Raw genomic sequence first — 23,226 nt, 5'->3', positions numbered from 1 at the left:
CCTCCGTCGATCACGGCCGGCCCCGCGCGCTGCCTCATCGACGAACCGCTACTGGGGGTAGCAACTACATGACTAGGAAGACGCGGATCCGGATCGCCCGGGTCGCCGCGGGCGCCGTGGTCGCGGCCGGCGCTTCGCTGTGTGTCGCGGGGGTGGCCTCGGCCGACCCCATCTGCGACATCATCGTCACTCCCGACTGCCCGGACCCGGGCAGCGGCGACCCGGGCACTCCGGGTGACCCGGGCACTCCGGGCGACCCCGGTGACCCGGGCACCCCGGGTGACCCCGGTGACCCGGGCGTTCCCGGTGACCCGGGCACTCCGGGCGACCCCGGTGACCCGGGCACTCCGGGTGACCCCGGTGACCCGGGCACCCCCGGTGACCCGGGCACTCCGGGCGACCCGGGCAACAACTCCGGCGGTCAGGGCAACTCCGGTGGTCAGGGCAGCTCCGGTGGTCAGGGCAACTCGGGTGGTCAGGGCAACTCGGGTGGTCAGGGCAGCTCCGGCGGTCAGGGCAGCTCCGGTGGCCAGGGCAGCTCCGGCGGTCAGGGCAGCTCCGGTGGCCAGGGCAGCTCCGGCGGCAACGGCACCGGCGGCAGCACCGGCGGCGGTTCCCACCACGGTGGTGGCACCAGTGGTGGCTCCGGTACCGGCGGTGGCTCCGGCACCGGTGGCGACAGCCCCCAGGGCGGTGGCAACGACAACGTGTCGCAGGAGGAGGGCTCCTCGGCCCTCACCGACACCGGTTCCGACAACCCGAAGCCGCAGACCGGTGGCAAGCAGCTCGCCGAGACGGGTGCCGGGCAGACCACGTTCCTGGTCATCGGCGCCGCGACGATGATCGCCGGCGGTATCGGCTTCCGGATCCTGCCGCGCCTGGCGCGCCGGGGCGGCGCGGCCGCCTGACGGTGACCGTGCGGTAGGCGCCCGCGTACACGCTGTACGCGCACGAGGGCCCGGAGCTTCCCGCTCCGGGCCCTCACGGGTTTCCCGGGCCGTTCCCGGCCTGTCCTACGACTCGGCTCCCACGGTCAGGCGGTCTGGCGCGCCAGCAGCACCACCGCGGCGATCAGCACCGCCAGCAGCGCGATCAGCGCCATCGGGTTGATCCCGCCGAGAAAGCCCTCCTGCTGGAGTCGCTCGCGGTTGGCACGGCACACCGGGCACCGGCCCTCGCTCACGGGCGCCGCGCAGTTCGCGCACACCAACCGGTCGTACGTCATGCGCTCGCCCTCCTCGCACCGGCCGTATCACTTCGTACAACGCTCACAGGAACGCGAACGTTCCCCTCCCACTGTGCCAGTATCCACCCGGCAGTGCGCGAGGCCCGTGCCGCGGTGCCCGGAACGGTCACCGCCGCGCCCGCGCCGACGACCGGTGCAAAAGCGTACAAGTCTTGCCCAACCTCGGCCTGCGCCTGCGCTTGCGCACCCGGTTCGCGTATGGTCACGCTCATCTACCCCCGGCGACCCGTGGTGCATCCGTGATCCGATTCGACAATGTCTCCAAGGTCTACCCCAAGCAGACCCGTCCCGCACTCAGGGATGTCTCCCTGGAAGTGGAAAAGGGCGAGTTCGTCTTCCTCGTGGGGTCCTCCGGCTCCGGAAAGTCCACCTTCCTGCGGCTGATCCTCCGCGAGGAGCGGTGCAGCCACGGCCAGGTGCACGTGCTGGGCAAGGACCTCGCCCGTCTCTCCAACTGGAAGGTGCCGCAGATGCGCCGCCAGCTGGGGACCGTCTTCCAGGACTTCCGCCTGCTGCCCAACAAGACGGTCGCGGAGAACGTGGCCTTCGCGCAGGAGGTGATCGGCAAGTCCCGCGGCGAGATCCGCAAGTCCGTGCCCCAGGTGCTCGACCTCGTCGGCCTCGGCGGCAAGGAGGACCGGATGCCCGGCGAGCTGTCCGGCGGTGAGCAGCAGCGCGTGGCCATCGCGCGCGCGTTCGTCAACCGCCCCAAGCTGCTGATCGCCGACGAGCCCACCGGCAACCTCGACCCGCAGACCTCCGTCGGCATCATGAAGCTGCTCGACCGGATCAACCGGACGGGCACCACCGTCATCATGGCGACGCACGACCAGAACATCGTGGACCAGATGCGCAAGCGCGTCATCGAGCTGGAGAAGGGCCGCCTCGTCCGCGACCAGACCCGCGGCGTCTACGGCTACCAGCACTGACCCCGCGCCCCAGTTCGTCCACGGAAAGGCACAACCCGACGCCATGCGCCCCCAGTTCGTCCTGTCGGAGATCGGTGTCGGTCTCCGCCGCAATCTCACGATGACCTTCGCGGTCATCGTCTCCGTCGCCCTGTCCCTGGCCCTCTTCGGCGGCTCCCTGCTGATGAGCGACCAGGTGAGCACCATGAAGGGCTACTGGTACGACAAGGTCAACGTCTCGATCTTCCTGTGCAACAAGCACGACGCCGAACAGGACGTGCACTGCGCCAAGGGCGCGGTCACCGAGGACCAGAAGAAGCAGATCCTCTCCGACCTGCACAAGATGCCGATCGTCGAGAAGGTGTCGTACGAGTCGCAGGACGAGGCGTACAAGCACTACAAGCAGCAGTTCGGGAACTCCCCGCTGGCCGGCTCGCTCACGCCGGACCAGATGCAGGAGTCGTACCGGATCAAGCTCAAGGACCCGCAGAAGTACCAGGTGGTCGCGACCGCGTTCAACGGGCGTGACGGCGTGCAGTCGGTGCAGGACCAGAAGGGCATCCTGGACAACCTCTTCCAGCTGCTGAACCTGATGAACCGGGGCGCGCTCGGCGTGATGGCGCTCATGCTGTTCGTGGCGCTGCTGCTGATCGTCAACACCGTGCGCGTGTCGGCGTTCAGCCGCCGGCGTGAGACCGGGATCATGCGCCTGGTCGGCGCGTCCGGCTTCTACATCCAGGCGCCGTTCATCGCCGAGGCCGCGGTCGCCGGTCTCATCGGCGGCGGCCTCGCCTGCGTCTTCCTGGTGGTCGGCCGGTACTTCACCATCGACCACGGCATGGACCTGTCCCACAAACTCACGCTGATCAACTTCGTGGGCTGGGACTCGGTGCTGACCAAACTGCCGCTGATCCTCGCGACCAGCGTGCTGATGCCGTCCCTGGCCGCGTTCTTCGCGTTGCGCAAGTACCTGAAGGTGTGACGCAAACCAAGGCAGTGGCGGAGACAACGGGCCGTGGCGACGGGCCCGTTGTCCTAGACTCACCGCCATGTCCGGCCGAGACCCGCTCTGTCCGCCTCACCGAGCCCGCCAAGGGGCCACGCTGACCTTGGTCTTCGCCGGAGTTCTCGTCGCCGGGGCCCTCACCGGGGCCTTCCCGGAAGCCGATCACCCGGCACGCCGTACCACCACCGTGCCCGTGGGCGCCGTACGCGACGAGGACGTGCGGGAGGCCGCCGCCCGCGCCATGGCCGACGGCACGTCCCCGATGGAGGCCGCCGAACGGGCCGTCAGCCGCAGCGGCGACCGCTGGGGGGCCGTCTACTCCGAGGGCGAGTACCAGGAGTTCCAGGACGCCCTCGACGGCCGCTACACCGGCGTCGGCCTCTCGGCGGCCCGCGGACAGGACGGCCGCATCGAGGTCACCGGGGTCCGGCCCGGCTCGCCCGCCGCCGCGGCCGGCGTCCGCACCGGCGACCGGCTGCGCAGCGTCGACGGTGCGCGTGCCGACGGCCTGCCGGTCACCGAGGTGGTCTCCCGGCTGCGCGGCGACGCCGACGACGCGCCCGCCGGTACGACCGTCACGCTCGGTCTCCAGCGCGGCGCCCGCGCGTGGACGGAGACCCTGCGCCGGACCACGCTGACCACCGACTCCGTGACCGTGCGCCGGCTGTCCGGGCACGCCACCCTGATCAGGATCGCCTCCTTCACCAGGGGCACCGGCGCGCGGGTCCGCGAGGCCCTGCGGGCGTCACCGGCCGACGGCGGCACCGTCCTGGACCTGCGCGGCAACTCCGGCGGCCTGGTCACCGAGGCCGTGGCCACCGCCTCCGCCCTCCTCGACGGCGGCCTGGTCGCCACGTACGACGTCGACGGCGCCCAGCGCGCCCTGCACGCCACGCCCGGCGGGGACACCGCCCGTCCGCTGGTCGTCCTGGTCGACGGCGGCACCATGAGCGCGGCCGAGCTGCTCACCGGCGCCCTCCAGGACCGGGGCCGCGCGGTCGTGATCGGGTCGCGCACCTTCGGCAAGGGTTCCATCCAGATGCCGACGAGACTCCCCGACGGCTCGGTGGCCGAGCTGACCGTCGGCCACTACCGCACCCCCTGCGGACACGCCGTCGACGGCCGGGGCATCACCCCCGACCTGGAGGCGGGGGACGGCGTCCTGCGACGCGCCGAGGCCGTTCTCACCGGCTTGGGCGACGCCGATTAAAGGCTGGCCGCAGGCCCCCCGCGTAGTGCGAAAATGGACGGCACTATGAGCAAGGGAATGTACGTACCCAAGGAGTCCCAGCCCAAGCAGGGCGGCGGGGCGGGCAAGGCGAGGGACGGCGAGAAGGGCGGCAAGCGCAAGATCGTCGCCCAGAACAAGAAGGCCCGGCACGACTACGCGATCATCGACACCTACGAGGCCGGGCTCGTGCTCACCGGCACCGAGGTCAAGTCGCTGCGCGAGGGCCGGACCTCGCTGACCGACGGCTTCGTCCAGATCGACCGGGGCGAGGCGTGGCTGCACAACGCCCACATCCCCGAGTACCACCAGGGCAGCTGGACCAACCACTCCGCGCGCCGCAAGCGCAAGCTGCTGCTGCACCGCGAGGAGATCGACAAGCTGGAGTCCAAGGCGCAGGAGACGGGTCACACCATCGTGCCGCTCGCCGTGTACTTCCGGGACGGCCGCGCGAAGGCCGAGATCGCGCTCGCCCGGGGCAAGAAGGAGTACGACAAGCGACAGACCCTGCGGGAGAAGCAGGACCGACGCGAGTCGGACCGCGCCATCGCGGCGGCGAAGCGGAGGCAGCGCGGCGTGTAGCCGGGGAATACGCTGGCACGGAGCTGCGTTGTTCCCGTACGATGGCGACAGCATCGGACGCGAGCCCGGTGCGCACCTTGAAAAAACAACATGGGGATGATCGGTTTCGACAGCGGCTGTCGAAGCAGGGGAAGCGTGTCGAGGAAGCGGCCATGATCTCGTAAACCACAGGCCGAAAAAAATAATCGCCAACACCAAGCGCGATTCCTTCGCCCTCGCTGCCTAAGTAGCGACTTGCGAAGTGTCAGCCCGGGGCTGTTCCCGACCCGGATCCTGGCATCAGCTAGGGAACTAAACCTTGATCCCGGTCACGGGGTGAAGAGGGAAACCAAACAGTGACTGAGCCCGTCGGCGACTTGTTCGCGTGATCGCCGGGGCTGAGAAAATCACAGCGAACTGCACACGGAGAAGCCCTGATTCCGCACCGTTGGACGCGGGTTCGATTCCCGCCATCTCCACGAACCCCTCCGGGGGTAACCCCATGTGGGCAAAGGCCTCGTCGCTCGGAGCGGCGGGGCCTTCGCCATGTGCGTGCCGGATACCCACCCCTGTGCGCGGCGGCGTGCCGGGGCCGCGCCGGGACGGTGCGCGCACATGCCGAGACCGTCGACCGCCTCACCGCCGCCGGAGCCGTGTGAGTCCTCTCGCCGACACCGGCGTCACGCGAAAGTCGATGGCGATCTCGGGGGATCGCGGTCGACTATGAGCCGCATGACTGACCGACCCGTGCGATGGACCAAGGCGACCCTCTACCCCGACATGTGGGTCGACCCGGACGACGATCCGCGCGAGAGCGTGGGGGACCGGGCGGAGGGGGAGGCGGCGACGCTGCGGGAGTACCTGGCCGGCTACCGCATGACCTTGCGGATGAAGTGCGAGGGGCTGGACGCCGAGCAGTTGGCGCGGAGGTCGGTGCCGCCGTCGACGATGTCGTTGCTCGGGCTGGTGCGGCACCTCGCCGAGGTGGAGCGGGGCTGGCGGAACTGGCTCGGGGAGGGGGAGCCGCTGCCGAAGCTGTACGGCGGGCGGGACGCGGATTTCGAGCACGCCGTCGGGGAGCAGGCGCAGGTCGAGGCCGCGTATGCCGATCTCGCGCGTGAGCAGGCCGCGACCGACGCCGCGCTGGCCGCGCACCCGGATCTCGGGGAGCGGCTGGGCAGGGACCGGATCTCGGTGAGGGAGCTGCTGGTGCACCGGATCGAGGAGTACGCCCGGCACTGCGGGCACGCCGACCTGCTGCGCGAGTGCGTCGACGGCAGGGTGGGGCAGTGAGCGCGCGGCGCGGCGCGGCGGTCTCCGCCGAGGAGCGGTCGGACATCACCGACCTGGTGTCGATGCACGGGCATCTGGTCGACGACGGGGATCTCGGCCGGCTGGAGGAGCTGTTCACGCCGGACGTCGTCTATGACGTGAGCGACCTCGGGGGCGGTCGGCTGCTCGGCGTGGCCGCCGTTCGGGAGGCCGCCCTCGCGCTGGGCGCGGGCAACCCCGTCGCGCACCATGTGACCAACGTCGTCGTGGGCGAGTCGGCGGACGGCCGGGTGCGGGTCCGATCCAAGGGGCTGGGCGTCATGGCGGACGGGTCCTGCGGGTCCGTCACCTACGACGACACCGTGGTGCGGACCCCCGAGGGGTGGCGGATCTGTCACCGGAGGGTGTCGGCGCGGCGGGTTCCCCTGTCGGGGCTCGGTCCCCCCGCTTCGTGACCGGCCCCGGCGCGAGGGGTTCCGGGGACTCGTTCGGGCGGGCACTGTGGGAGGAGGCGGTCTGCACACTCCCCGTATGCCTAGGCGGTGACAGGCACATGGCGCTGCGGTTCGATGCCGGACGGGTCTGTCTGGATCTGCTGGCGACCAGCCATCCCGGTGAACGGCTCGATTCCGTCGGGGCGTTGTGCGCCTGGATCGAGGAGGTCGGACTGGTGCCGGCCGGTACGGGGCTCGCGCACGCCGACGAGTCCTGGATCGTCCAGTTCCGGGAAGTCCGTGAGTCCGTGGGCCGGTTGGTGCGGCACGGCGGAGGGTCCGTGTCGTACGGGAGGGCGCTCGGGCGGATCAACGAGGTGGCCCTGGGGGCGCCGCCCGCGCCCCGTGCCGTACGACACGACGACGGACGTCTCGTGCGGGAGCTGGCCGCGCCACCCGGCCCGGCCGCCCTGCTCGCGCTGCTGGCCCGGGACGCCGTGGAGCTGCTCACCGATCCCGTCGCGCGGGCCGCCCTGCGGGAGTGCGAGGGGGACAACTGCCCCCTCCTCTACCTCGACACCTCACGGGGGCGCCGGCGGCGCTGGTGCTCCAGCGAGGCGTGCGGCAACCGGGAGCGCGTGGCCCGGCACCGACGGCGGGCGGCGCTCACCCGCGCCTGAGCGCCGCGCCCGGCCCCTCCGGGCGCGTCCGGGCGAACGCCCCGTTCGGCAAAGCGCCCGCCTCCCGTAGCCTCCGGCGCCCCCCTTCGCGTACGGTTGACGGCTGCCCAGCACGTCAGAAGGGGGCCCGGTGGCCGCTCAGGTTCAGCAATCCGCGGTCGGCTCGGTACACGACGCACAGGATTCCGTCCGTGACCGAGAGATCAGCGTCGAACAGGCACACCTGGACCGGGTGTACCGGCGCCTCGAGGAGAAGATCCACGAGGCCGAGTTCCTGATGAACGACGCGGCCCAGCGCGGCCAGGTCGGCACTCCCGGCGCGCTCGCCGAGCGGGACGCCCAGGTCTTCCGCGCCGGTATCCACCTGAACCGGCTCAACAACGAGTTCGAGGACTTCCTGTTCGGGCGGATCGACCTGCTGCTCGGCAAGGACGGCAAGAAGGGGCCCGACGGCGCCTACACGGCGGTGGAGCCCGCCGAGGGCGCCGTGCGCGACGACGACACCGCCGACATCGCCGAGACCCTGCACATCGGACGCATCGGCGTCCTGGACGCGGAGTACGCGCCGCTCGTCATCGACTGGCGCGCGCCCGCCGCCGCGCCCTTCTACCGAGCCACCCCCGTGGAGCCCGGACGGGTGGTACGACGGCGTGTCATCCGGTCCAAGGGGCGCCGGGTGCTCGGCGTCGAGGACGACCTGATGCGGCCCGCGCTCACCGCCTACCTCGACGGCGAGGAACTGCCCGTCATCGGCGACGGCGCCCTGATGGCCGCCCTCGGCCAGGCCCGCGGCCACACCATGCGGGACATCGTCTCCTCCATCCAGGCCGAGCAGGACCTCGTCATCCGGGCCCCCGCCGCCTCGATCACGTACGTGGAGGGCGGGCCGGGGACCGGGAAGACCGCCGTCGCGCTGCACCGCGCCGCCTACCTGCTCTACCAGGACCGGCGGCGGTACGCCGGGGGCATCCTCATCGTCTCCCCGACCCCGCTGCTCGTCGCCTACACCGAGGGCGTGCTGCCCTCGCTCGGTGAGGAGGGCCAGGTGGCGATCCGCGCCATCGGCTCGCTGGTCGACGGCGCGCAGGCCACGCTGTACGACTCCCCGTCCGTGGCCCGCGCCAAGGGCTCGTACCGGATGCTGAAGGTGCTGCGGAAGGCCGCCAGGGGCGCCCTGGAGCTGGGCCCGGCCGCTCCGGCGGGCCACGAGGACGACGACGGCACGCCCCGGCAGCCCTTCGACGCCACCCGGCTGCGCGTCGTCGCCTTCGGCCGCCGGCTCGAACTCGAGGCCGAGGAGCTGGACCGCGTCCGCCGTACGGCCCTCGGCGGCACCGCCCCCGTCAACCTGCTGCGCCCGCGCGCCCGCAAGCTGCTGCTGGACGCCCTGTGGGCGAAGTCCGGCGCCGGGTCCCGGCACACCGACCCGGAGCTGGCCGCCGAGCTGCGGTCCTCCTTCGACGAGGACGTCACCGGCGAGGACGCCTTCATCGGCTTCCTGGACGCGTGGTGGCCGGAGCTGACCCCGGCGCGGGTGCTCGCCGCCATGGCCGACGAGAAGCGGCTCGGCCGCTGGGCGCGCCGGATCCTGAACCCGGGCGAGGTGCGCAAGGTGGCCCGTTCGCTGAAGCGGGACGGCCACACGGTGCACGACATCGCCCTGCTGGACGAACTGCAGGCGATCCTGGGCGTCCCGGCGCGGCCGCGCAAGAAGCGGGAGCTCGACTCGCTGGACCAGCTCACCGGACTGGAGGAGCTGATGCCGGTGCGCGAGGAGAGCCAGCGGGAGCGCGCCGAGCGGCTCGCGCAGGAGCGCACCGAGTACGCGCACGTCATCGTGGACGAGGCACAGGACCTCACGCCGATGCAGTGGCGGATGGTCGGCCGGCGCGGTCGGCACGCCACCTGGACGGTGGTCGGGGACCCGGCCCAGTCCTCCTGGTCCGACCCGGACGAGGCGGCCGAGGCCCGCGACGAGGCCCTGGGCAGCCGCCCCCGGCGCCGCTTCCAGCTCACCGTGAACTACCGCAACCCGGCCGAGATCGCCGAGCTGGCCGCCAAGGTGCTCGCGCTCGCCATGCCCGGTGCCGAGTCGCCGAGGGCCGTACGGTCCACCGGGGTCGAGCCGCGCTTCACCGTCGTCCAGGAGTCCCTCCAGGCCGCCGTGCGGGCCGAGGCGGAGCGGCTGCTCGGCCTGGTGGACGGCACGGTCGGCGTGGTCGTCGCGATGAACCGGCGCGAGGAGGCGAGACGCTGGCTGGCCGGGCTCGGCGACCGGGTGGTGGCTCTCGGCAGCCTGGAGGCCAAGGGCCTGGAGTACGACGCGACGGTCGTCGTCTCGCCCGCGGAGATCGCCGACGAGTCCCCGGCCGGGCTGCGGGTGCTCTACGTGGCACTCACCCGGGCGACCCAGCAGCTCACGGTGGTCTCGGGGGAGCGGGACGAGCCGGACGCGGCCGGGGTTCCGGACCTGCTGCGCGACTGAGTTTCCGGTGAACCCGGCACTCGGGGAATGGCACCCGGCATCCGTTTGTTAGCCTGGGTACGGCACCGGCTCGATCCAAGCCCCCGGGCCCAACCTTCGTCCCTGCGAGGGACCACTTGCCGCGAGGCGAGCATGGCGGGTCGGTGTCATCAACGTGGGAGGCCCACGTCACGGAAGTGACGTGGGCCTCTTTCTTGCGCCCATCGGATCTCGTATGGTGGAAGCAATTTTCCGAAGATGCGCGTCCTGGGGAATCCCGCATGAACAAAACGTCCGCAACCGAGGGCGACTACCACGTACTGAGCGGTAGGTGCGACGATCGGACGGCACAACTCGCGACACGGTGAAAGCAGAGGAAGTCGGCCATGGCAACGGCGCCCAGCGTCTCCTACTCGATGACCATCCGGCTGGAGGTGCCCGCGAGCGGAACCGCCGTCTCGCAGCTCACCAACGCCGTGGAGTCCTCCGGAGGCTCGGTGACCGGCCTCGACGTCACCGCGTCCGGGCACGAGAAGCTCCGCATCGACGTCACCATCGCGGCCACGTCCACGGCCCACGCCGAGGAGATCGTCGAGAAGCTGCGCGGCATCGAGGGCGTCACCCTCGGCAAGGTCTCCGACCGTACCTTCCTGATGCACCTCGGCGGCAAGATCGAGATGCAGTCCAAGCATCCCATCCGCAACCGTGACGACCTCTCCATGATCTACACGCCGGGTGTCGCCCGGGTCTGCATGGCGATCGCCGAGAACCCCGAGGACGCCCGCCGTCTCACCATCAAGCGCAACTCCGTTGCGGTCGTGACGGACGGTTCCGCGGTGCTCGGCCTCGGCAACATCGGCCCCAAGGCCGCGCTGCCCGTCATGGAGGGCAAGGCGGCCCTCTTCAAGCGCTTCGCCGGCATCGACGCCTGGCCGCTCTGCCTGGACACCCAGGACACCGACGCGATCGTGGAGATCGTCAAGGCGATCGCCCCCGGCTTCGCGGGCATCAACCTGGAGGACATCTCCGCACCCCGCTGCTTCGAGATCGAGGCGCGGCTGCGCGAGGCCCTGGACATCCCCGTCTTCCACGACGACCAGCACGGCACCGCCATCGTCGTGCTGGCCGCCCTGACCAACGCGCTGCGCGTCACCGACAAGGCGATCGAGAACATCCGGGTCGTCATGTCCGGCGCCGGCGCGGCCGGTACGGCCATCCTCAAGCTGCTGCTCGCGGCGGGAGTCAAGAACGCCGTCGTCGCCGACATCCACGGTGTGGTGCACGCGGGCCGCGAGGACCTGGTGGACGCCCCGGCCGACTCGCCGCTGCGCTGGATCGCCGACAACACCAACCCCGAGGGCCTCACCGGCACCCTGAAGGAGGCCGTGCGCGGCGCCGACGTCTTCATCGGCGTCTCGGCCCCGAACGTGCTGGACGGCGACGACGTGGCCGCCATGGCGGACGGTGCGATCGTGTTCGCGCTCGCGAACCCGGACCCCGAGGTGGACCCGGCGGTCGCCCGCCAGACGGCCGCCGTGGTGGCCACCGGCCGCTCGGACTTCCCCAACCAGATCAACAACGTGCTGGTCTTCCCGGGCGTCTTCCGCGGCCTGCTGGACGCGCAGTCCCGTACCGTCAACACTGAGATGATGCTCGCCGCCGCGAAGGCCCTCGCCGACGTGGTCGGGCAGGACGAGCTGAACCCGAACTACATCATTCCGAGCGTCTTCAACGACAGGGTCGCGGGCGCCGTCGCCGGCGCCGTCCGCGAGGCCGCCAGGGCGGTCGCCGCAACCGCCTGACCAGGGCGGATCGACTTACCACGGCGCGTCGTAGGGTGCCAGGGGCTGTGAGGATCGCCACGGCGGCCCCCGCGACGGCGCGTCGTGGAACCACCTGGTGCCGAGCGCCCTCTAGGGTGACGCCGATCAGGCGCTTTTCGTGTGACTCCCCAGGGTGTTCTCACGACTCCTACGGGTGCCGGATTGGCTTTCCCGCCGCAGGTAGGGGCAGGATGCGTCCCTGGGCGCGAGCGCATCGGCATCGCAGTGCCGCGGGCATAACCGCCGCGTGGCACACCCCAACGGCAAGAAAACACGGGAGTAACAACATGAACCGCAGTGAGCTGGTGGCCGCGCTGGCCGACCGCGCCGAGGTGACCCGCAAGGACGCCGACGCCGTGCTGGCCGCGTTCGCCGAGACCGTCGGCGAGATCGTCGCCAAGGGCGACGAGAAGGTCACCATCCCCGGCTTCCTGACCTTCGAGCGCACCCACCGTGCCGCTCGTACCGCGCGCAACCCGCAGACCGGCGAGCCGATCAACATCCCCGCCGGGTTCAGCGTGAAGGTCACCGCGGGCTCCAAGCTCAAGGAAGCGGCCAAGGGTAAGTAAGCGCTCCGCGCAGGCGCTCCGCGTCCTCACGACGCCGAAAGGGCGGCCCCCTCCGGTCGGAGGAGGCCGCCCTGTTTGCTGTTTGCTCGGGGTCGGTCAGCCGAGGGCCTTGCCCGGGAGTTCGACCTTGGCGCCCAGTTCCACGAGCTTCTCCATGAAGTTCTCGTAGCCGCGGTTGATCAGGTCGATGCCGTGGACCCGGGAGGTGCCCTCGGCGGCGAGGGCCGCGATCAGGTACGAGAAGCCGCCACGCAGGTCGGGGATGACCAGGTCGGCGCCCTGGAGCTTGGTCGGTCCGGAGACGACCGCGGAGTGCAGGAAGTTGCGCTGGCCGAAGCGGCAGTCGGAGCCGCCCAGGCACTCGCGGTAGAGCTGGATGTGCGCGCCCATCTGGTTGAGCGCCGAGGTGAAGCCCAGCCGGGACTCGTAGACCGTCTCGTGGATGATCGACAGGCCCGTAGCCTGGGTGAGGGCCACCACCAGCGGCTGCTGCCAGTCGGTCTGGAAACCGGGGTGCACGTCCGTCTCCAGCGCGATGGACTTCAGCCGGCCGCCCGGGTGCCAGAAGCGGATGCCCTCGTCGTCGATCTCGAAGGCGCCGCCGACCTTGCGGTAGGTGTTCAGGAACGTCATCATCGAGCGCTGCTGGGCGCCGCGGACATAGATGTTGCCGCTGGTCGCGAGCGCCGCCGAGGCCCAGGAAGCGGCCTCCAGACGGTCCGACAGGGCCCGGTGGGTGTAGCCGCCCAGCTTGTCCACACCGGTGATGCGGATGGTCCGGTCGGTGTCCATCGCGATGATCGCGCCCATCTTCTGCAGCACGCAGATGAGGTCCTCGATCTCCGGCTCGACCGCCGCGTTGGACAGCTCCGTGACGCCCTCGGCCAGCACGGCCGTCAGCAGCACCTGCTCGGTCGCGCCCACCGACGGGTACGGCAGCCGGATCTTCGTGCCCCGCAGCCCCTTCGGCGCCTCCAGGTACTGCCCGCCCTCGCGCTTCTCGATGGTCGCGCCGAACTGCCGCAGCACGTCGAAGTGGAAGTCGATGGGCCGGCCGCCGATGTCGCAGCCGCCGAGGCCGGGGATGAACGCGTGCCCGAGCCGGTGCAGCAGCGGACCGCAGAACAGGATCGGGATGCGGCTGGAGCCGGCGTGGGCATCGATGTCAGCCACGTTGGCGCTCTCGACGTGCGTCGGGTCCAGCACCAGCTCGCCGGGCTCCTCGCCCGGACGGACCGTCACGCCGTGCAGCTGGAGCAGCCCGCGTACGACGCGCACGTCGCGGATGTCCGGAACGTTGCGCAGCCGGCTCGGCGCGCTGCCGAGCAGCGCGGCGACCATGGCCTTCGGCACGAGGTTCTTCGCACCGCGGACACGGATCTCGCCCTCAAGCGGGTTTCCGCCGTGGACAAGCAGGACATCGTCGTTGACGGTCATCAATCTCGCGTTCCGATCAGATGGGCAGGGGACCGCCGATCACCGGGCGGGCCGTGGGACAGGGTAATCGCCGATCACCCCCCGCCCGTAAGTCCGCGGACCGCCCTGTCGCGTCATGGGTGTGTCACAACACGAACCGTTTGCGATCGGGCACATGGGGTCACCGTGCGGCAGGCGTGCGCCGGGGCTGCTTCCACGCTCCCTGAGCTGCGTTCACTCCCGCACGCCGATTGGCTCCCCACTCCCGGGGAAGATGCGGGATCATGTCTGGCATGACCGAGGTGTCCTCGCTCACAGGGCGGCTGCTCGTGGCCACCCCCGCCCTGGCGGACCCGAACTTCGACCGCGCGGTGGTGCTCCTCCTCGACCACGACGAGGAGGGTTCCCTCGGCGTCGTCCTCAACCGCCCCACCCCGGTGGGCGTCGGCGACATCCTGGAGGGCTGGGCCGAACTCACCGGCGAGCCCGGCGTCGTCTTCCAGGGCGGTCCCGTCTCGCTGGACTCGGCGCTCGGCGTCGCGGTCATCCCCGGAGGGGCGAACGGCGAGCGGGCCCCGCTGGGCTGGCGGCGGGTGCACGGCGCGATCGGCCTGGTCGACCTGGAGGCGCCGCCCGAGCTGCTCGCCCCAGCCGTCGGCTCGCTGCGGATCTTCGCCGGGTACGCCGGCTGGGGGCCCGGCCAGCTGGAGGACGAGCTGGCCGAGGGCGCCTGGTACGTGGTCGAGTCCGAGCCGGGCGACGTGTCGTCGCCGGAGCCCGAACGGCTGTGGCGCGAGGTGCTGCGCCGCCAGCGCAGCGAACTGGCGATGGTGGCCACGTATCCGGACGACCCTTCGCTCAACTGATACCCGGGCGTTTCAGTACCCTGGGCGGTATGAGCACTCTTGAGCCCGAGCGCGGGACTGGTACGGGGACCCTCGTAGAGCCGACGCCACAGGTGTCCCACGGCGACGGCGACCACGAGCGCTTCGCCCACTACGTCCAGAAGGACAAGATCATGGCGAGCGCCCTCGACGGCACCCCCGTCGTGGCGCTGTGCGGCAAGGTCTGGGTGCCGGGCCGCGACCCGAAGAAGTACCCCGTGTGCCCCATGTGCAAGGAGATCTACGAGTCCATGGGCAGCGGCGGCGACGACAAGGGCAAGGGCGGCGACAAGGGCAAGGGCAAGTAAGGCCCCCCGCCCCCGTTGAGACGGCGGTTTCCGGGGCCCCGGCGCGCTTCGGCGTGCGCCGGGGCCCTCCGCCCTGCGCAATCCGCGCGGCCCGGTGCGCCGAGTGGTCGAGTCCTCTTGTGGCCGCGGACCGGCGGTCCTGGCCTCCGTACGGACCGGCTGGTCGTGCGGGGCGAACGGCTGGTGCGCACGGTGCGACACGGGGCGTGGAGGTCACATGGGTGACATCGGCGGCGGGGGGACGGTTCCGGCCGAGGACGCGGTGGCGCTGATCCCGGCACCGGGCGAGGTCTCGCTGTCGGGCGCCCGCTGTGTGGTCGACGCGAGGACCCGGATCGAGGCCGCGGAGGGTACCGAGCGGGTGGCGCGCTGGCTGTGGTCCGCCGTCGGCGCGGCGACCGGGCTGCCCCTCGCGCCGTACCGCGAGGGGGAGAGTCGTATACGGGACGGCCGGGTACGGCTGCGGATCGTGCCCGCTCTCGCGGACGGACCCGGCGGCCCCGAGGCGTACCGGCTGTCCGCCGAAAACCGGTCGGTCACCCTCGACGGGGCGAGCGAAGCCGGGCTGTTCTGGGCCGCGGGAACCTTCCGGCAGTTGCTCGGGCCCGAGGCTTTCCGGCGTGCTCCCGTCAGCCGTCGCGACACCTGGGAATTCCCCGCGGTCACCGTGCGCGACGGTCCCCGGTTCGGCTGGCGCGGGCTGTTGCTCGACGTGGCCCGGCACTTCATGCCCAAGGACGGGGTGTTGCGCTATCTCGATCTGATGGCGGCGCACAAACTCAATGTGCTGCATCTGCATCTGACGGACGATCAGGGCTGGCGGATCGAGATCAGGCGGTATCCGAAACTGACCGAGACGGGCTCCTGGCGGGCGCGGACGAAATGCGGGCACCGGGCCTCGCCGCGATGGGAGGAGAAGCCGCACGGGGGTTACTACACCCAGGACGACATCCGGGAAATCGTGGCTTATGCGGCCGAGCGGCATATCACCGTCGTGCCCGAGATCGACGTGCCCGGACATTCGCAGGCCGCCGTCGCCGCGTACCCGGAACTCGGCAACACCGACGTCGTCGACACGACCGCACTCTCCGTCTGGGACACCTGGGGGATCAACCCCAACGTACTGGCTCCCGCCGACACCACCCTGCGCTTTTACGAAGGGGTGTTCGAGGAGGTCCTGGAGATGTTCCCCTCACGGTTCATCCACATCGGTGGTGACGAATGCCCGAAGGACCAGTGGCGGAAGTCGCCCGCCGCCCGGAAACGCATCGCCGAACTGGGCCTCGCGAACGAGGACCAGCTCCAGTCCTGGTTCGTCCGGCATTTCGACGCCTGGCTCGCCGCGCGCGGGCGCCGGCTGATCGGCTGGGACGAGATCCTGGAGGGCGGGCTCGCGCCGGGTGCCGCGGTCTCCTCTGGCGCGGCTACGAGGGCGGTGTCACCGCCGCGCGGGCCGGTCACGACGTGGTCATGTGTCCGGAGCAGTACGTGTACCTCGACCACCGCCAGGCCCCCGGCGAGGAGGAACCCGTACCGATCGGCTTCGTGCGCACCCTGGAGGACGTCTACCGCTTCGAGCCGGTACCGGCCGCGCTCACCGAGACCGAGGCGCGGCACGTCCTCGGCACCCAGGCCAACGTGTGGACCGAGGTCCTGGAGGACGCCGGGCGCGTGGACTACCAGGCGTTTCCCCGGCTCGCCGCGTTCGCGGAGGTCGCCTGGAGCCGGCTGCCCGCGCCCGCGGCACGGGACTTCGCGGACTTCGAGCGCCGGATGGGCGTCCACTACCGGCGACTTGACGCCCTGGGCGTCGCCTACCGGCCGCCGGCCGGACCCCGGCCGTGGCAGCGGCGCCCGGGAGTGCCGGGCCGCCCGCTCGACGGACCGCCGCCGCGCAGGTAGAGCCCAACAGGCCGGACCGAACGGAGGGATCACGCCACGTGGACCCCAAGGGTCGGGTCGGCCAACGCGGAGGGAACAGCCGGAAACAGCCGGAAACAGCCGGGACAGCCGACAGCCGGAACAGCCGGAGCGGTACGGAGCAGACGGAACAGGTGGCGCGGATAGAACAGATAACGGAAAAACCCCGGCAGCATCACCGAAGAGTGGCAATTCGTATGCACCGGTGATGCGGTGCGAAACCGGCTCATCTCCTCGGTGAGGTGGGCGAACGCCTCCTAGCGGACCCCCGCGTTCGAGCCTTGCGAAGATGTGCCAGAGTTGCCACGTCCGCCCTGTCAGCACGTACCGTACGGCGCAACAGGCGGGACCATGTGGGGCAGCGGGAAGGGGCAGCCGGGTTGACCACGCACGCACCGCAGGCGGGGCAGGCCGTCACGCTGCCCACGACGCTGGACGAGGCGGTGGCGGCGCTCGCCGCGATGCCCACCGCGGTCCCGGTCGCGGGTGGCACGGATCTGATGGCCGCCGTCAACTCCGGACAGCTCAGGCCCGCCGCCCTGGTCGGCCTCGGCCGGATCAGCGAGATCCGCGGCTGGCAGTACCAGGACGGCCACGCGCTGCTCGGCGCCGGGCTCACCCACGCGCGCATGGGCCGCCCCGACTTCGCCGCCCTCATCCCGGCGCTGGCCGCCGCCGCGCGCGCCGCCGGCCCGCCGCACATCCGCAACGCGGGCACCCTGGGCGGCAACATCGCCTCCGCCGCGCCCACCGGGGACGCGCTGCCGGTGCTCGCCGCGCTGGAGGCCACGCTCATCGTCGCCGGGCCGGGCGGGGCGCGCCGGGAGGTCCCGGTCTCGCACCTGCTGGCGGGCGTGGAGATGCTGGGCGCCGGCGAACTCATCGGCTTCGTGCGGGTGCCGCTGCTGCACGCGCCGCAGGTCTTCCTGAAGGCGACCGGACGCACCGGACCCGGCCGCGCGCTGGCCTCCGTGGCCCTGGTCCTCGACCCCGCCCGGCGCGGGGTGCGCTGCGCCGTCGGGGCCATAGCGCCGATGCCGCTGCGGCCGCTGGAGGCCGAGCAGTGGGTCGCGCAGCTCATCGACTGGGACAACGACCGCGCGCTCGTCCCCGAGGCGCTGAGCGCCTTCGGCGAGTACGTCGCCGCGGCCTGCATCCCCGACCCGGCGCCGGAGGCGGACGGCACGGTGCCGTCGCTGCCGCCCGCCGTACTGCACCTGCGGCGCACCGTCGCCGCGCTGGCCCGACGAGCACTGGGGAGGGCGCTGTCGTGACCGACGACCAGCACGGAGAGGGCACCCCCGAGGGCGGCGGACGCTGGAACCCGCTGCCCCAGGGCGACTACGACGACGGCGCCACCGCCTTCGTCAAGCTCCCCGAGGGCGGCATAGACGCCCTGCTGTCCGGCGACAGCCCGCTGGCCGCGCCGGGCCACGGCTACGTGCCGCCGCGCATCCCGCAGGCGCCCGCGGGCGGCTGGCCCGCGGCGGAGGGCGGCGGCGGGTGGCCCGACCCGAACGGCGGTCAGGGCGGCGGCCAGTGGCCCGACCCGAACACCGGACAGGGGGCCACGCAGGGCGGCGACCGCTTCACGTACGACCCCGCGGCCACGCAGCACTGGAACTTCGAGGAGCCCGCGGCTCCCGCCGCGCCCGGCCACGACGTCACCGGGCAGTGGTCGATCCCCGTCGCCGGAGGGGAAATCCCCGACGAATCGGGCGAGTTCACGACGTCGTCCCTGGTGGAGCAGTGGGGCGGCACCCCGCCGGCCACGCTCCCGGGCGGCGCGGCGGCGCCCTGGGCCACGAACGCGGGGCAGCCCTGGGGGGACCAGGGCGAGACCGCGCGGGGCACGGATTCGGGGCCGGACGGCCTCGGGACCGGCGAGGGGTACGGCGCGGGACCCGGGGGACACCCCGAGGGCGGGACGTACGGGGCCGAGGCCGGCGGACACGCCGAGGCGTACGGCCCGCGCGGGCACGGGGACTTCGGTACCGGGCACGCGGAGGGCGAGGCGTACGGCGCCGGGGCGTACGACCCCGGGTCCGGCGGACACGCGGACTTCGGCGCCGAGGGCGCGGAGGACGCGCGGCGGCGGGCCGGGGGCGCGCGCAGGGCGCGCCGACAGGGGCGTGCGCAGGGCGCGTATGAGCAGGTGGGGCCCGGACAGGCCGGGCAGGACCATCCCGGCCACGAGCAGGGCGTGCGGGAGCAGGCGGACCCGGCGCCGTATGGGCACGGTGCCCACGGGCAGGCCGGGGTCGTGCCGGACGCGCCGGAGCAGGCCGGTCACGCGCGGGGCGCGCAGGGGCGAACGGGCGCTGTGCAGGGCGGGTACGGCCAGGACACGCCGGGGCGCGACGCGTACGCGCAGGGCGGCCTGGGGCAGGACGGGCCGGCGCCGGGTGCGTACGACGGTGCCGGGCACGTTCAGGACGCGTCCGACGGTGCCGGGCACGCTCAGGACGCGCACGACCATGCCGGGCACGCGCAGGACGCGTACGGCCAGGGCGGCTACGAGCAGGCGGGGCAGACGGACGGCGTGGCCGTACCGGGTCCGCACGGGGCGCAGGAGAGCGCCGCGCACGGGCGGGACGGTCGCATAGAAGGCCCGCTCGGCGAGGCCGGGCACGGGCAGCCGGGGCACGCGGAGGCCGCGCACGGCCAGGCGCCCCAGGCCGGTCCCGCGCCGGCCGCGCACCCGCAGGGGCCGGGCGCCCGTCCGGGGTCCGGGCAGGACCGGGCGGACGCGCCGCGGGGCGCGCACGGCCGGGAGGCCCACGAGCAGGGCGCGTACGAGCAGGCCGGTCACCCCGATTCCGCGCGCACGGAGCCGGGCCACACCGAGTCGGACCACACCCGGCCGGGCCACCCCGACCCCGCTCACCTCCCGTCGGCCCCCGGCGAGACGTCGTACCCCTCCCCGGGCGGCCACCCGCAGGCCGGGCAACCGGAGGAGGCGGACCGGCAGGGTGCCGCGGCGGAGCACCACACGCCGCCCGCCGGCGTCCCCGTGGACGGTGACCAGGCGGCCCCCGAGCACCCCGCGGACGGCCCCGCCGGACACGCGGACCCGGCCGCCGCGCCCGAGGCCGCGCAGCCGGGCGCGGCGCGGGACACAGCCCCCGACCCGGCCGCCACGCCGGCGTACGGGACCCCCTCGGCCACCGGCGACCCGGCCGCACCCCTCGTGCCCGAACAGCGCTCCGGCGCGCCCGTGCCCGGTGTCCCGGAGCAGCGGTCCGACACGCCCGCGCCCCCGGCCGCCGCGCCCGCGGTCCCCGCACCGGCGCACGACGGCGACACGCCGGCCCCGCCGTCGGACGCGGCCGGACACGCCGACGCCGCGGAGGCCGAGCGGCCCGAACAGCCCGAGGAGCCCGCCCCGCTCCCGCCCCACGACGACCATCCCCTCGCCTCCTACGTCCTGCGCGTCAACGGCGCCGACCGGCCCGTCACCGACGCCTGGATCGGGGAGTCGCTGTTGTACGTGCTGCGGGAGCGGCTCGGGCTCGCGGGGGCGAAGGACGGTTGCTCGCAGGGCGAGTGCGGAGCCTGCAACGTGCAGGTCGACGGGCGGCTCGTGGCCTCCTGCCTGGTCCCGGCGGTCACCGCGGCCGGTACCGAGGTGCGCACGGTGGAGGGGCTGGCCCAGGACGGGCAGCCCTCGGACGTGCAGCGGGCGCTGGCCCGTTGCGGCGCCGTGCAGTGCGGCTTCTGCGTGCCCGGCATGGCGATGACCGTGCACGACCTGCTGGAGGGCAACCCCGCGCCGACCGAACTGGAGACCCGGCAGGCCCTGTGCGGCAACCTGTGCCGCTGCTCCGGCTACCGGGGCGTCGTACAGGCCGTCCAGGAGGTCGTCGCCGAACGCGAGGCCGCGCACGCCACCGAGGCGGAGACGGACGCGGACGCCGACGACGCGCACGTGCCGCACCAGGCGGGCCACGGCGTCGGCCCGTCGCTGTTCGAGGCGCCGGGCGCGTTCGACACGCCGCCACCCACCCCTGACGGCTACGGCGACACGCCCGGCCCGTACGACCAGCACTACGGCCAGGACGGAGGCCAGGCGTGAGCAACGAAGCCGCCACCGCGACCACCGCCACCGAGTCCGCTCCCGAGCCCGAGGCGGCACCGCACGGCCTCGGCGTCTCGCTGCCGCACGCGGACGCCCGCGCCAAGACCGAGGGCACCTTCCCGTACGCCGCCGACCTGTGGGCCGAGGGCCTGCTCTGGGCGGCCGTCCTGCGCTCTCCGCACGCGCACGCGCGGATCGTGTCCGTCGACACCTCGCACGCCCGCGAGATGCCCGGCGTGCGCGCCGTCATCACCCACGAGGACGTGCCCGGCACCCCCCGCCACGGCCGGGGCGTCCCCGACCGGCCGGTGTTCGCCGCCGAGGTCGTACGGCACCACGGCGAGCCCATCGCCGCCGTCGCCGCCGACCACCCGGACACCGCGCGGATGGCCGCGGCCGCGATCATCGTCGAGTACGAGATCCTCGACCCGGTGACCGATCCCGAGCAGGCGTTCGAGGCCGAACCCCTGCACCCGGACGGCAACCTGATCCGGCACATCCCGCTGCGCCACGGCGACGCGGAGGCGGTCGGCGAGGTCGTGGTCGAGGGGCTGTACCGCATCGGCCGCCAGGACCCGGCCCCGATCGGCGCCGAGGCCGGTCTCGCCGTGCCGCGTCCCGACGGCGGCGTGGAGCTGTACCTGGCCTCCACCGACCCGCACCACGACCGCAACACCGCCGCCGCGTGCTTCGGGTTGTCCCCGGATCGGGTGAAGATCGTGGTCACCGGGGTGCCCGGCGCCACCGCCGACCGCGAGGACCAGAGCTTCCAACTCCCGCTCGGCCTGCTGGCGTTGCGCACCGGCTGCCCGGTGAAGCTCACCGCGAGCCGCGAGGAGTCCTTCCTCGGCCACCCCCACCGCCACCCCACCCTCCTGCGCTACCGCCATCACGCCGACGCCGAGGGCAGGCTGGTGAAGGTGGAGGCGCAGATCCTGCTGGACGCGGGCGCGTACGCCGACACCTCCGCGCAGGCGCTGGCGGCCGCGGTCTCCTTCGCGTGCGGGCCGTACGTCGTCCCGAACGCCTTCATCGAGGGCTGGGCCGTACGCACCAACAACCCGCCCTCCGGCCATGTGCGCGGCGAGGGCGCGATGCAGGTGTGCGCCGCGTACGAGGCCCAGATGGACAAGCTCGCCCGGAAGCTGGACGTGGACCCGGCCGAACTGCGGCTGCGCAACGTCCTTTCGACGGGTGACGTGCTGCCCATCGGCCAGACCGTGACCTGCCCGGCCCCGGTCGCCGAACTCCTCCAGGCGGTACGGGACTTCCCGCTCCCGGCGCTGCCCAAGGACACCCCCGAGGACGACTGGCTGCTGCCCGGCGGGCCCGAGGGCGCGGGGGAGCCGGGCGCGGTGCGCCGGGGCGTCGGCTACGGCCTCGGCATGGTGCACATGCTCGGCGCGGAGGGCGCCGACGAGGTGTCCACGGCGACAGTCAAGGTCCACGACGGCGTCGCCACCGTGCTGTGCGCGGCCGTGGAGACCGGCCAGGGATTCACCACGCTGGCCCGGCAGATCGTGCAGGAGACCCTCGGCGTCGAGGAGGTGCGCGTCGCCCCGGTCGACACCGACCAGCCGCCGTCCGGCGCGGGCTGCCGGGGACGGCACACCTGGGTGTCGGGCGGCGCGGTGGAGCGGGCGGCGAAGATGGTCCGCACCCAGCTCCTCCAGCCGCTGGCCCACACGTTCGGCATGTCGACCGAGCTGCTCCAGATCAACGACGGCAAGATCACGTCGTACGACGGCGTGCTGTCGACCACCGTCGCCGAGGCGCTGGACGGCAAGGAGCTGTGGGCGACCGCGCAGTGCCGGCCGCACCCCACCGAGCCACTGGACGCGGCCGGGCAGGGCGACGCGTTCGTGGGCCTCGCGTTCTGCGCGATCCGCGCCGTGGTGGACGTGGACATCGAGCTGGGCTCGGTCCGGGTGGTGGAGCTGGCCGTCGCCCAGGACGTGGGCCGGGTGCTCAACCCCGCCCAGCTGGCGGCGCGGATCGAGGCGGGTGTCACCCAGGGCGTGGGCATCGCGCTCACCGAGAACCTGCGCACCCCGCGCGGGCTGATCCGCCATCCCGACCTGACCGGCTACGCCCTGCCGACCGCGTTGGACGCGCCGGACATCCGGATCGTCAAGCTGGTGGAGGAGCGGGACGTGGTCGCGCCCTTCGGCGCCAAGTCGGTCAGCGCTGTGCCGGTGGTGACGTCCCCGGCGGCCATCGCCTCCGCCGTCCGCGCGGCCACCGGCCGCCCGGTCAACCGGCTCCCGATCCGCCCCCAGGCGGCCGTGGTCACCGCCCAGTGACCACCGGCGGGCAACGCGTCGGCGTCGTCTGACGTCCTTTCCCGCGAGGGGCGTTGTCAGTGGGGCGGCGTAGTGTGCTCAGCGGTGGGGGAGCCGCGCACGGGCGCCCGTACTTTGTCACGCACG

At 72.8% G+C, this 23,226-nt stretch carries 18 protein-coding genes, 1 other RNA gene and 1 pseudogene; 18 read left to right on the top strand and 2 right to left on the bottom strand.

Annotation, left to right across the window (positions count from 1 at the left end):
• Positions 1 to 68: 68 nt before the first annotated feature.
• The gene (locus QSK45_RS31860) at positions 69 to 908 is read left to right on the top strand and encodes a hypothetical protein (protein WP_285562365.1); all 840 of its coding nucleotides are present in this window, start codon (positions 69 to 71) and stop codon (positions 906 to 908) included.
• A 125-nt stretch (positions 909 to 1,033) separates the two neighbouring features.
• On the opposite strand, the gene QSK45_RS31855 is transcribed toward QSK45_RS31860, so the two are convergent.
• The gene (locus QSK45_RS31855) at positions 1,034 to 1,225 is read right to left on the bottom strand and encodes a hypothetical protein (RefSeq protein WP_285562364.1); all 192 of its coding nucleotides are present in this window, start codon (positions 1,223 to 1,225) and stop codon (positions 1,034 to 1,036) included.
• 260 nt (positions 1,226 to 1,485) lie between these two features.
• On the opposite strand from QSK45_RS31855, the gene ftsE reads away from it, so the two are divergent.
• The 11 genes from ftsE to QSK45_RS31800 all read left to right on the top strand — a co-directional run bounded on the left by ftsE (position 1,486) and on the right by QSK45_RS31800 (position 12,191).
• Positions 1,486 to 2,175, top strand: coding sequence for a cell division ATP-binding protein FtsE (ftsE, locus tag QSK45_RS31850; RefSeq protein ID WP_070022695.1), 690 nt, complete (start codon positions 1,486 to 1,488; stop codon positions 2,173 to 2,175).
• Positions 2,176 to 2,218: 43 nt separating this feature from the next.
• Positions 2,219 to 3,136: a permease-like cell division protein FtsX gene (ftsX, locus tag QSK45_RS31845; protein WP_285562363.1), complete on the top strand. Its 918-nt coding sequence runs from the start codon at positions 2,219 to 2,221 to the stop codon at positions 3,134 to 3,136.
• Positions 3,137 to 3,203: 67 nt separating this feature from the next.
• The gene (locus tag QSK45_RS31840) at positions 3,204 to 4,370 is read left to right on the top strand and encodes a S41 family peptidase (RefSeq protein ID WP_285562362.1); all 1,167 of its coding nucleotides are present in this window, start codon (positions 3,204 to 3,206) and stop codon (positions 4,368 to 4,370) included.
• Positions 4,371 to 4,427: 57 nt separating this feature from the next.
• Positions 4,428 to 4,970: an SsrA-binding protein SmpB gene (smpB, locus tag QSK45_RS31835; protein WP_257585909.1), complete on the top strand. Its 543-nt coding sequence runs from the start codon at positions 4,428 to 4,430 to the stop codon at positions 4,968 to 4,970.
• A gap of 92 nt (positions 4,971 to 5,062) precedes the next feature.
• Positions 5,063 to 5,431: a transfer-messenger RNA gene (gene ssrA / locus QSK45_RS31830) on the top strand.
• Positions 5,432 to 5,681: 250 nt separating this feature from the next.
• Positions 5,682 to 6,242 (top strand): DinB family protein, encoded by a 561-nt coding sequence (locus QSK45_RS31825; protein ID WP_285562361.1) that lies wholly within the window; start codon positions 5,682 to 5,684, stop codon positions 6,240 to 6,242.
• Complete coding sequence (locus tag QSK45_RS31820; protein WP_285562360.1) at positions 6,239 to 6,676, top strand: nuclear transport factor 2 family protein; 438 nt, start codon at positions 6,239 to 6,241, stop codon at positions 6,674 to 6,676. The genes QSK45_RS31825 and QSK45_RS31820 overlap by 4 nt, the downstream gene beginning before the upstream one ends.
• Before the next feature lie 98 nt (positions 6,677 to 6,774).
• Positions 6,775 to 7,335 carry a CGNR zinc finger domain-containing protein gene (locus QSK45_RS31815; RefSeq protein ID WP_285562359.1) on the top strand — a complete coding sequence of 187 codons (561 nt, stop codon included), beginning with the start codon at positions 6,775 to 6,777 and terminating at the stop codon, positions 7,333 to 7,335.
• A gap of 130 nt (positions 7,336 to 7,465) precedes the next feature.
• The gene (locus QSK45_RS31810) at positions 7,466 to 9,820 is read left to right on the top strand and encodes a HelD family protein (RefSeq protein WP_285562358.1); all 2,355 of its coding nucleotides are present in this window, start codon (positions 7,466 to 7,468) and stop codon (positions 9,818 to 9,820) included.
• A gap of 365 nt (positions 9,821 to 10,185) precedes the next feature.
• Positions 10,186 to 11,601 carry an NAD-dependent malic enzyme gene (locus QSK45_RS31805; protein WP_285562357.1) on the top strand — a complete coding sequence of 472 codons (1,416 nt, stop codon included), beginning with the start codon at positions 10,186 to 10,188 and terminating at the stop codon, positions 11,599 to 11,601.
• A 308-nt stretch (positions 11,602 to 11,909) separates the two neighbouring features.
• Positions 11,910 to 12,191: an HU family DNA-binding protein gene (locus QSK45_RS31800; RefSeq protein WP_014673024.1), complete on the top strand. Its 282-nt coding sequence runs from the start codon at positions 11,910 to 11,912 to the stop codon at positions 12,189 to 12,191.
• A gap of 96 nt (positions 12,192 to 12,287) precedes the next feature.
• Here the strand turns inward: QSK45_RS31800 and murA are convergent, their stop codons facing one another.
• A complete protein-coding gene (gene murA, locus QSK45_RS31795; RefSeq protein WP_285562356.1) occupies positions 12,288 to 13,628 on the bottom strand; it encodes a UDP-N-acetylglucosamine 1-carboxyvinyltransferase in 1,341 nt (446 codons plus the stop codon).
• A gap of 272 nt (positions 13,629 to 13,900) precedes the next feature.
• Between murA and QSK45_RS31790 the strand changes: the two genes are divergently transcribed.
• From QSK45_RS31790 to QSK45_RS31765, 6 genes and pseudogenes are all read left to right on the top strand, one after another.
• The gene (locus tag QSK45_RS31790; protein ID WP_285562355.1) at positions 13,901 to 14,473 is read left to right on the top strand and encodes a YqgE/AlgH family protein; all 573 of its coding nucleotides are present in this window, start codon (positions 13,901 to 13,903) and stop codon (positions 14,471 to 14,473) included.
• Between the two features lie 29 nt (positions 14,474 to 14,502).
• Complete coding sequence (locus QSK45_RS31785; RefSeq protein ID WP_285562354.1) at positions 14,503 to 14,799, top strand: DUF3039 domain-containing protein; 297 nt, start codon at positions 14,503 to 14,505, stop codon at positions 14,797 to 14,799.
• Positions 14,800 to 15,016: 217 nt separating this feature from the next.
• A pseudogene (locus QSK45_RS31780) lies at positions 15,017 to 16,701 on the top strand (beta-N-acetylhexosaminidase).
• 398 nt (positions 16,702 to 17,099) lie between these two features.
• A complete protein-coding gene (locus QSK45_RS31775) occupies positions 17,100 to 17,993 on the top strand; it encodes an FAD binding domain-containing protein (protein WP_285562353.1) in 894 nt (297 codons plus the stop codon).
• Positions 17,990 to 20,794 (top strand): 2Fe-2S iron-sulfur cluster-binding protein, encoded by a 2,805-nt coding sequence (locus QSK45_RS31770; protein WP_285562352.1) that lies wholly within the window; start codon positions 17,990 to 17,992, stop codon positions 20,792 to 20,794. Before QSK45_RS31775 ends, QSK45_RS31770 begins: the two co-directional genes overlap by 4 nt.
• Entirely contained in the window at positions 20,791 to 23,100 is a 2,310-nt protein-coding gene (locus tag QSK45_RS31765; protein ID WP_285562351.1) for a xanthine dehydrogenase family protein molybdopterin-binding subunit, read from the top strand. The genes QSK45_RS31770 and QSK45_RS31765 overlap by 4 nt, the downstream gene beginning before the upstream one ends.
• The last annotated feature ends 126 nt before the right edge of the window (positions 23,101 to 23,226 follow it).

Source organism: Streptomyces hygroscopicus subsp. hygroscopicus (assembly GCF_030269125.1).
Lineage (GTDB): Bacteria > Actinomycetota > Actinomycetes > Streptomycetales > Streptomycetaceae > Streptomyces > Streptomyces hygroscopicus_C.
The sequence above is the reverse complement of the archived record's forward strand: the minus strand, read 5'-3'. Positions and strand labels throughout refer to the sequence as shown.

What these genes read in the sequence shown, in the direction of transcription:
- QSK45_RS31860 (WP_285562365.1), top strand. Translation starts at nt 69, where the DNA reads ATGACTAGGAAGACGCGGATCCGGATCGCCCGGGTCGCCGCGGGCGCC.
- QSK45_RS31855 (WP_285562364.1), bottom strand. Translation starts at nt 1,225, where the DNA reads ATGACGTACGACCGGTTGGTGTGCGCGAACTGCGCGGCGCCCGTGAGC.
- ftsX (WP_285562363.1), top strand. Translation starts at nt 2,219, where the DNA reads ATGCGCCCCCAGTTCGTCCTGTCGGAGATCGGTGTCGGTCTCCGCCGC.
- QSK45_RS31840 (WP_285562362.1), top strand. Translation starts at nt 3,204, where the DNA reads ATGTCCGGCCGAGACCCGCTCTGTCCGCCTCACCGAGCCCGCCAAGGG.
- smpB (WP_257585909.1), top strand. Translation starts at nt 4,428, where the DNA reads ATGTACGTACCCAAGGAGTCCCAGCCCAAGCAGGGCGGCGGGGCGGGC.
- QSK45_RS31825 (WP_285562361.1), top strand. Translation starts at nt 5,682, where the DNA reads ATGACTGACCGACCCGTGCGATGGACCAAGGCGACCCTCTACCCCGAC.
- QSK45_RS31815 (WP_285562359.1), top strand. Translation starts at nt 6,775, where the DNA reads ATGGCGCTGCGGTTCGATGCCGGACGGGTCTGTCTGGATCTGCTGGCG.
- QSK45_RS31805 (WP_285562357.1), top strand. Translation starts at nt 10,186, where the DNA reads ATGGCAACGGCGCCCAGCGTCTCCTACTCGATGACCATCCGGCTGGAG.
- QSK45_RS31800 (WP_014673024.1), top strand. Translation starts at nt 11,910, where the DNA reads ATGAACCGCAGTGAGCTGGTGGCCGCGCTGGCCGACCGCGCCGAGGTG.
- murA (WP_285562356.1), bottom strand. Translation starts at nt 13,628, where the DNA reads ATGACCGTCAACGACGATGTCCTGCTTGTCCACGGCGGAAACCCGCTT.
- QSK45_RS31790 (WP_285562355.1), top strand. Translation starts at nt 13,901, where the DNA reads ATGACCGAGGTGTCCTCGCTCACAGGGCGGCTGCTCGTGGCCACCCCC.
- QSK45_RS31785 (WP_285562354.1), top strand. Translation starts at nt 14,503, where the DNA reads ATGAGCACTCTTGAGCCCGAGCGCGGGACTGGTACGGGGACCCTCGTA.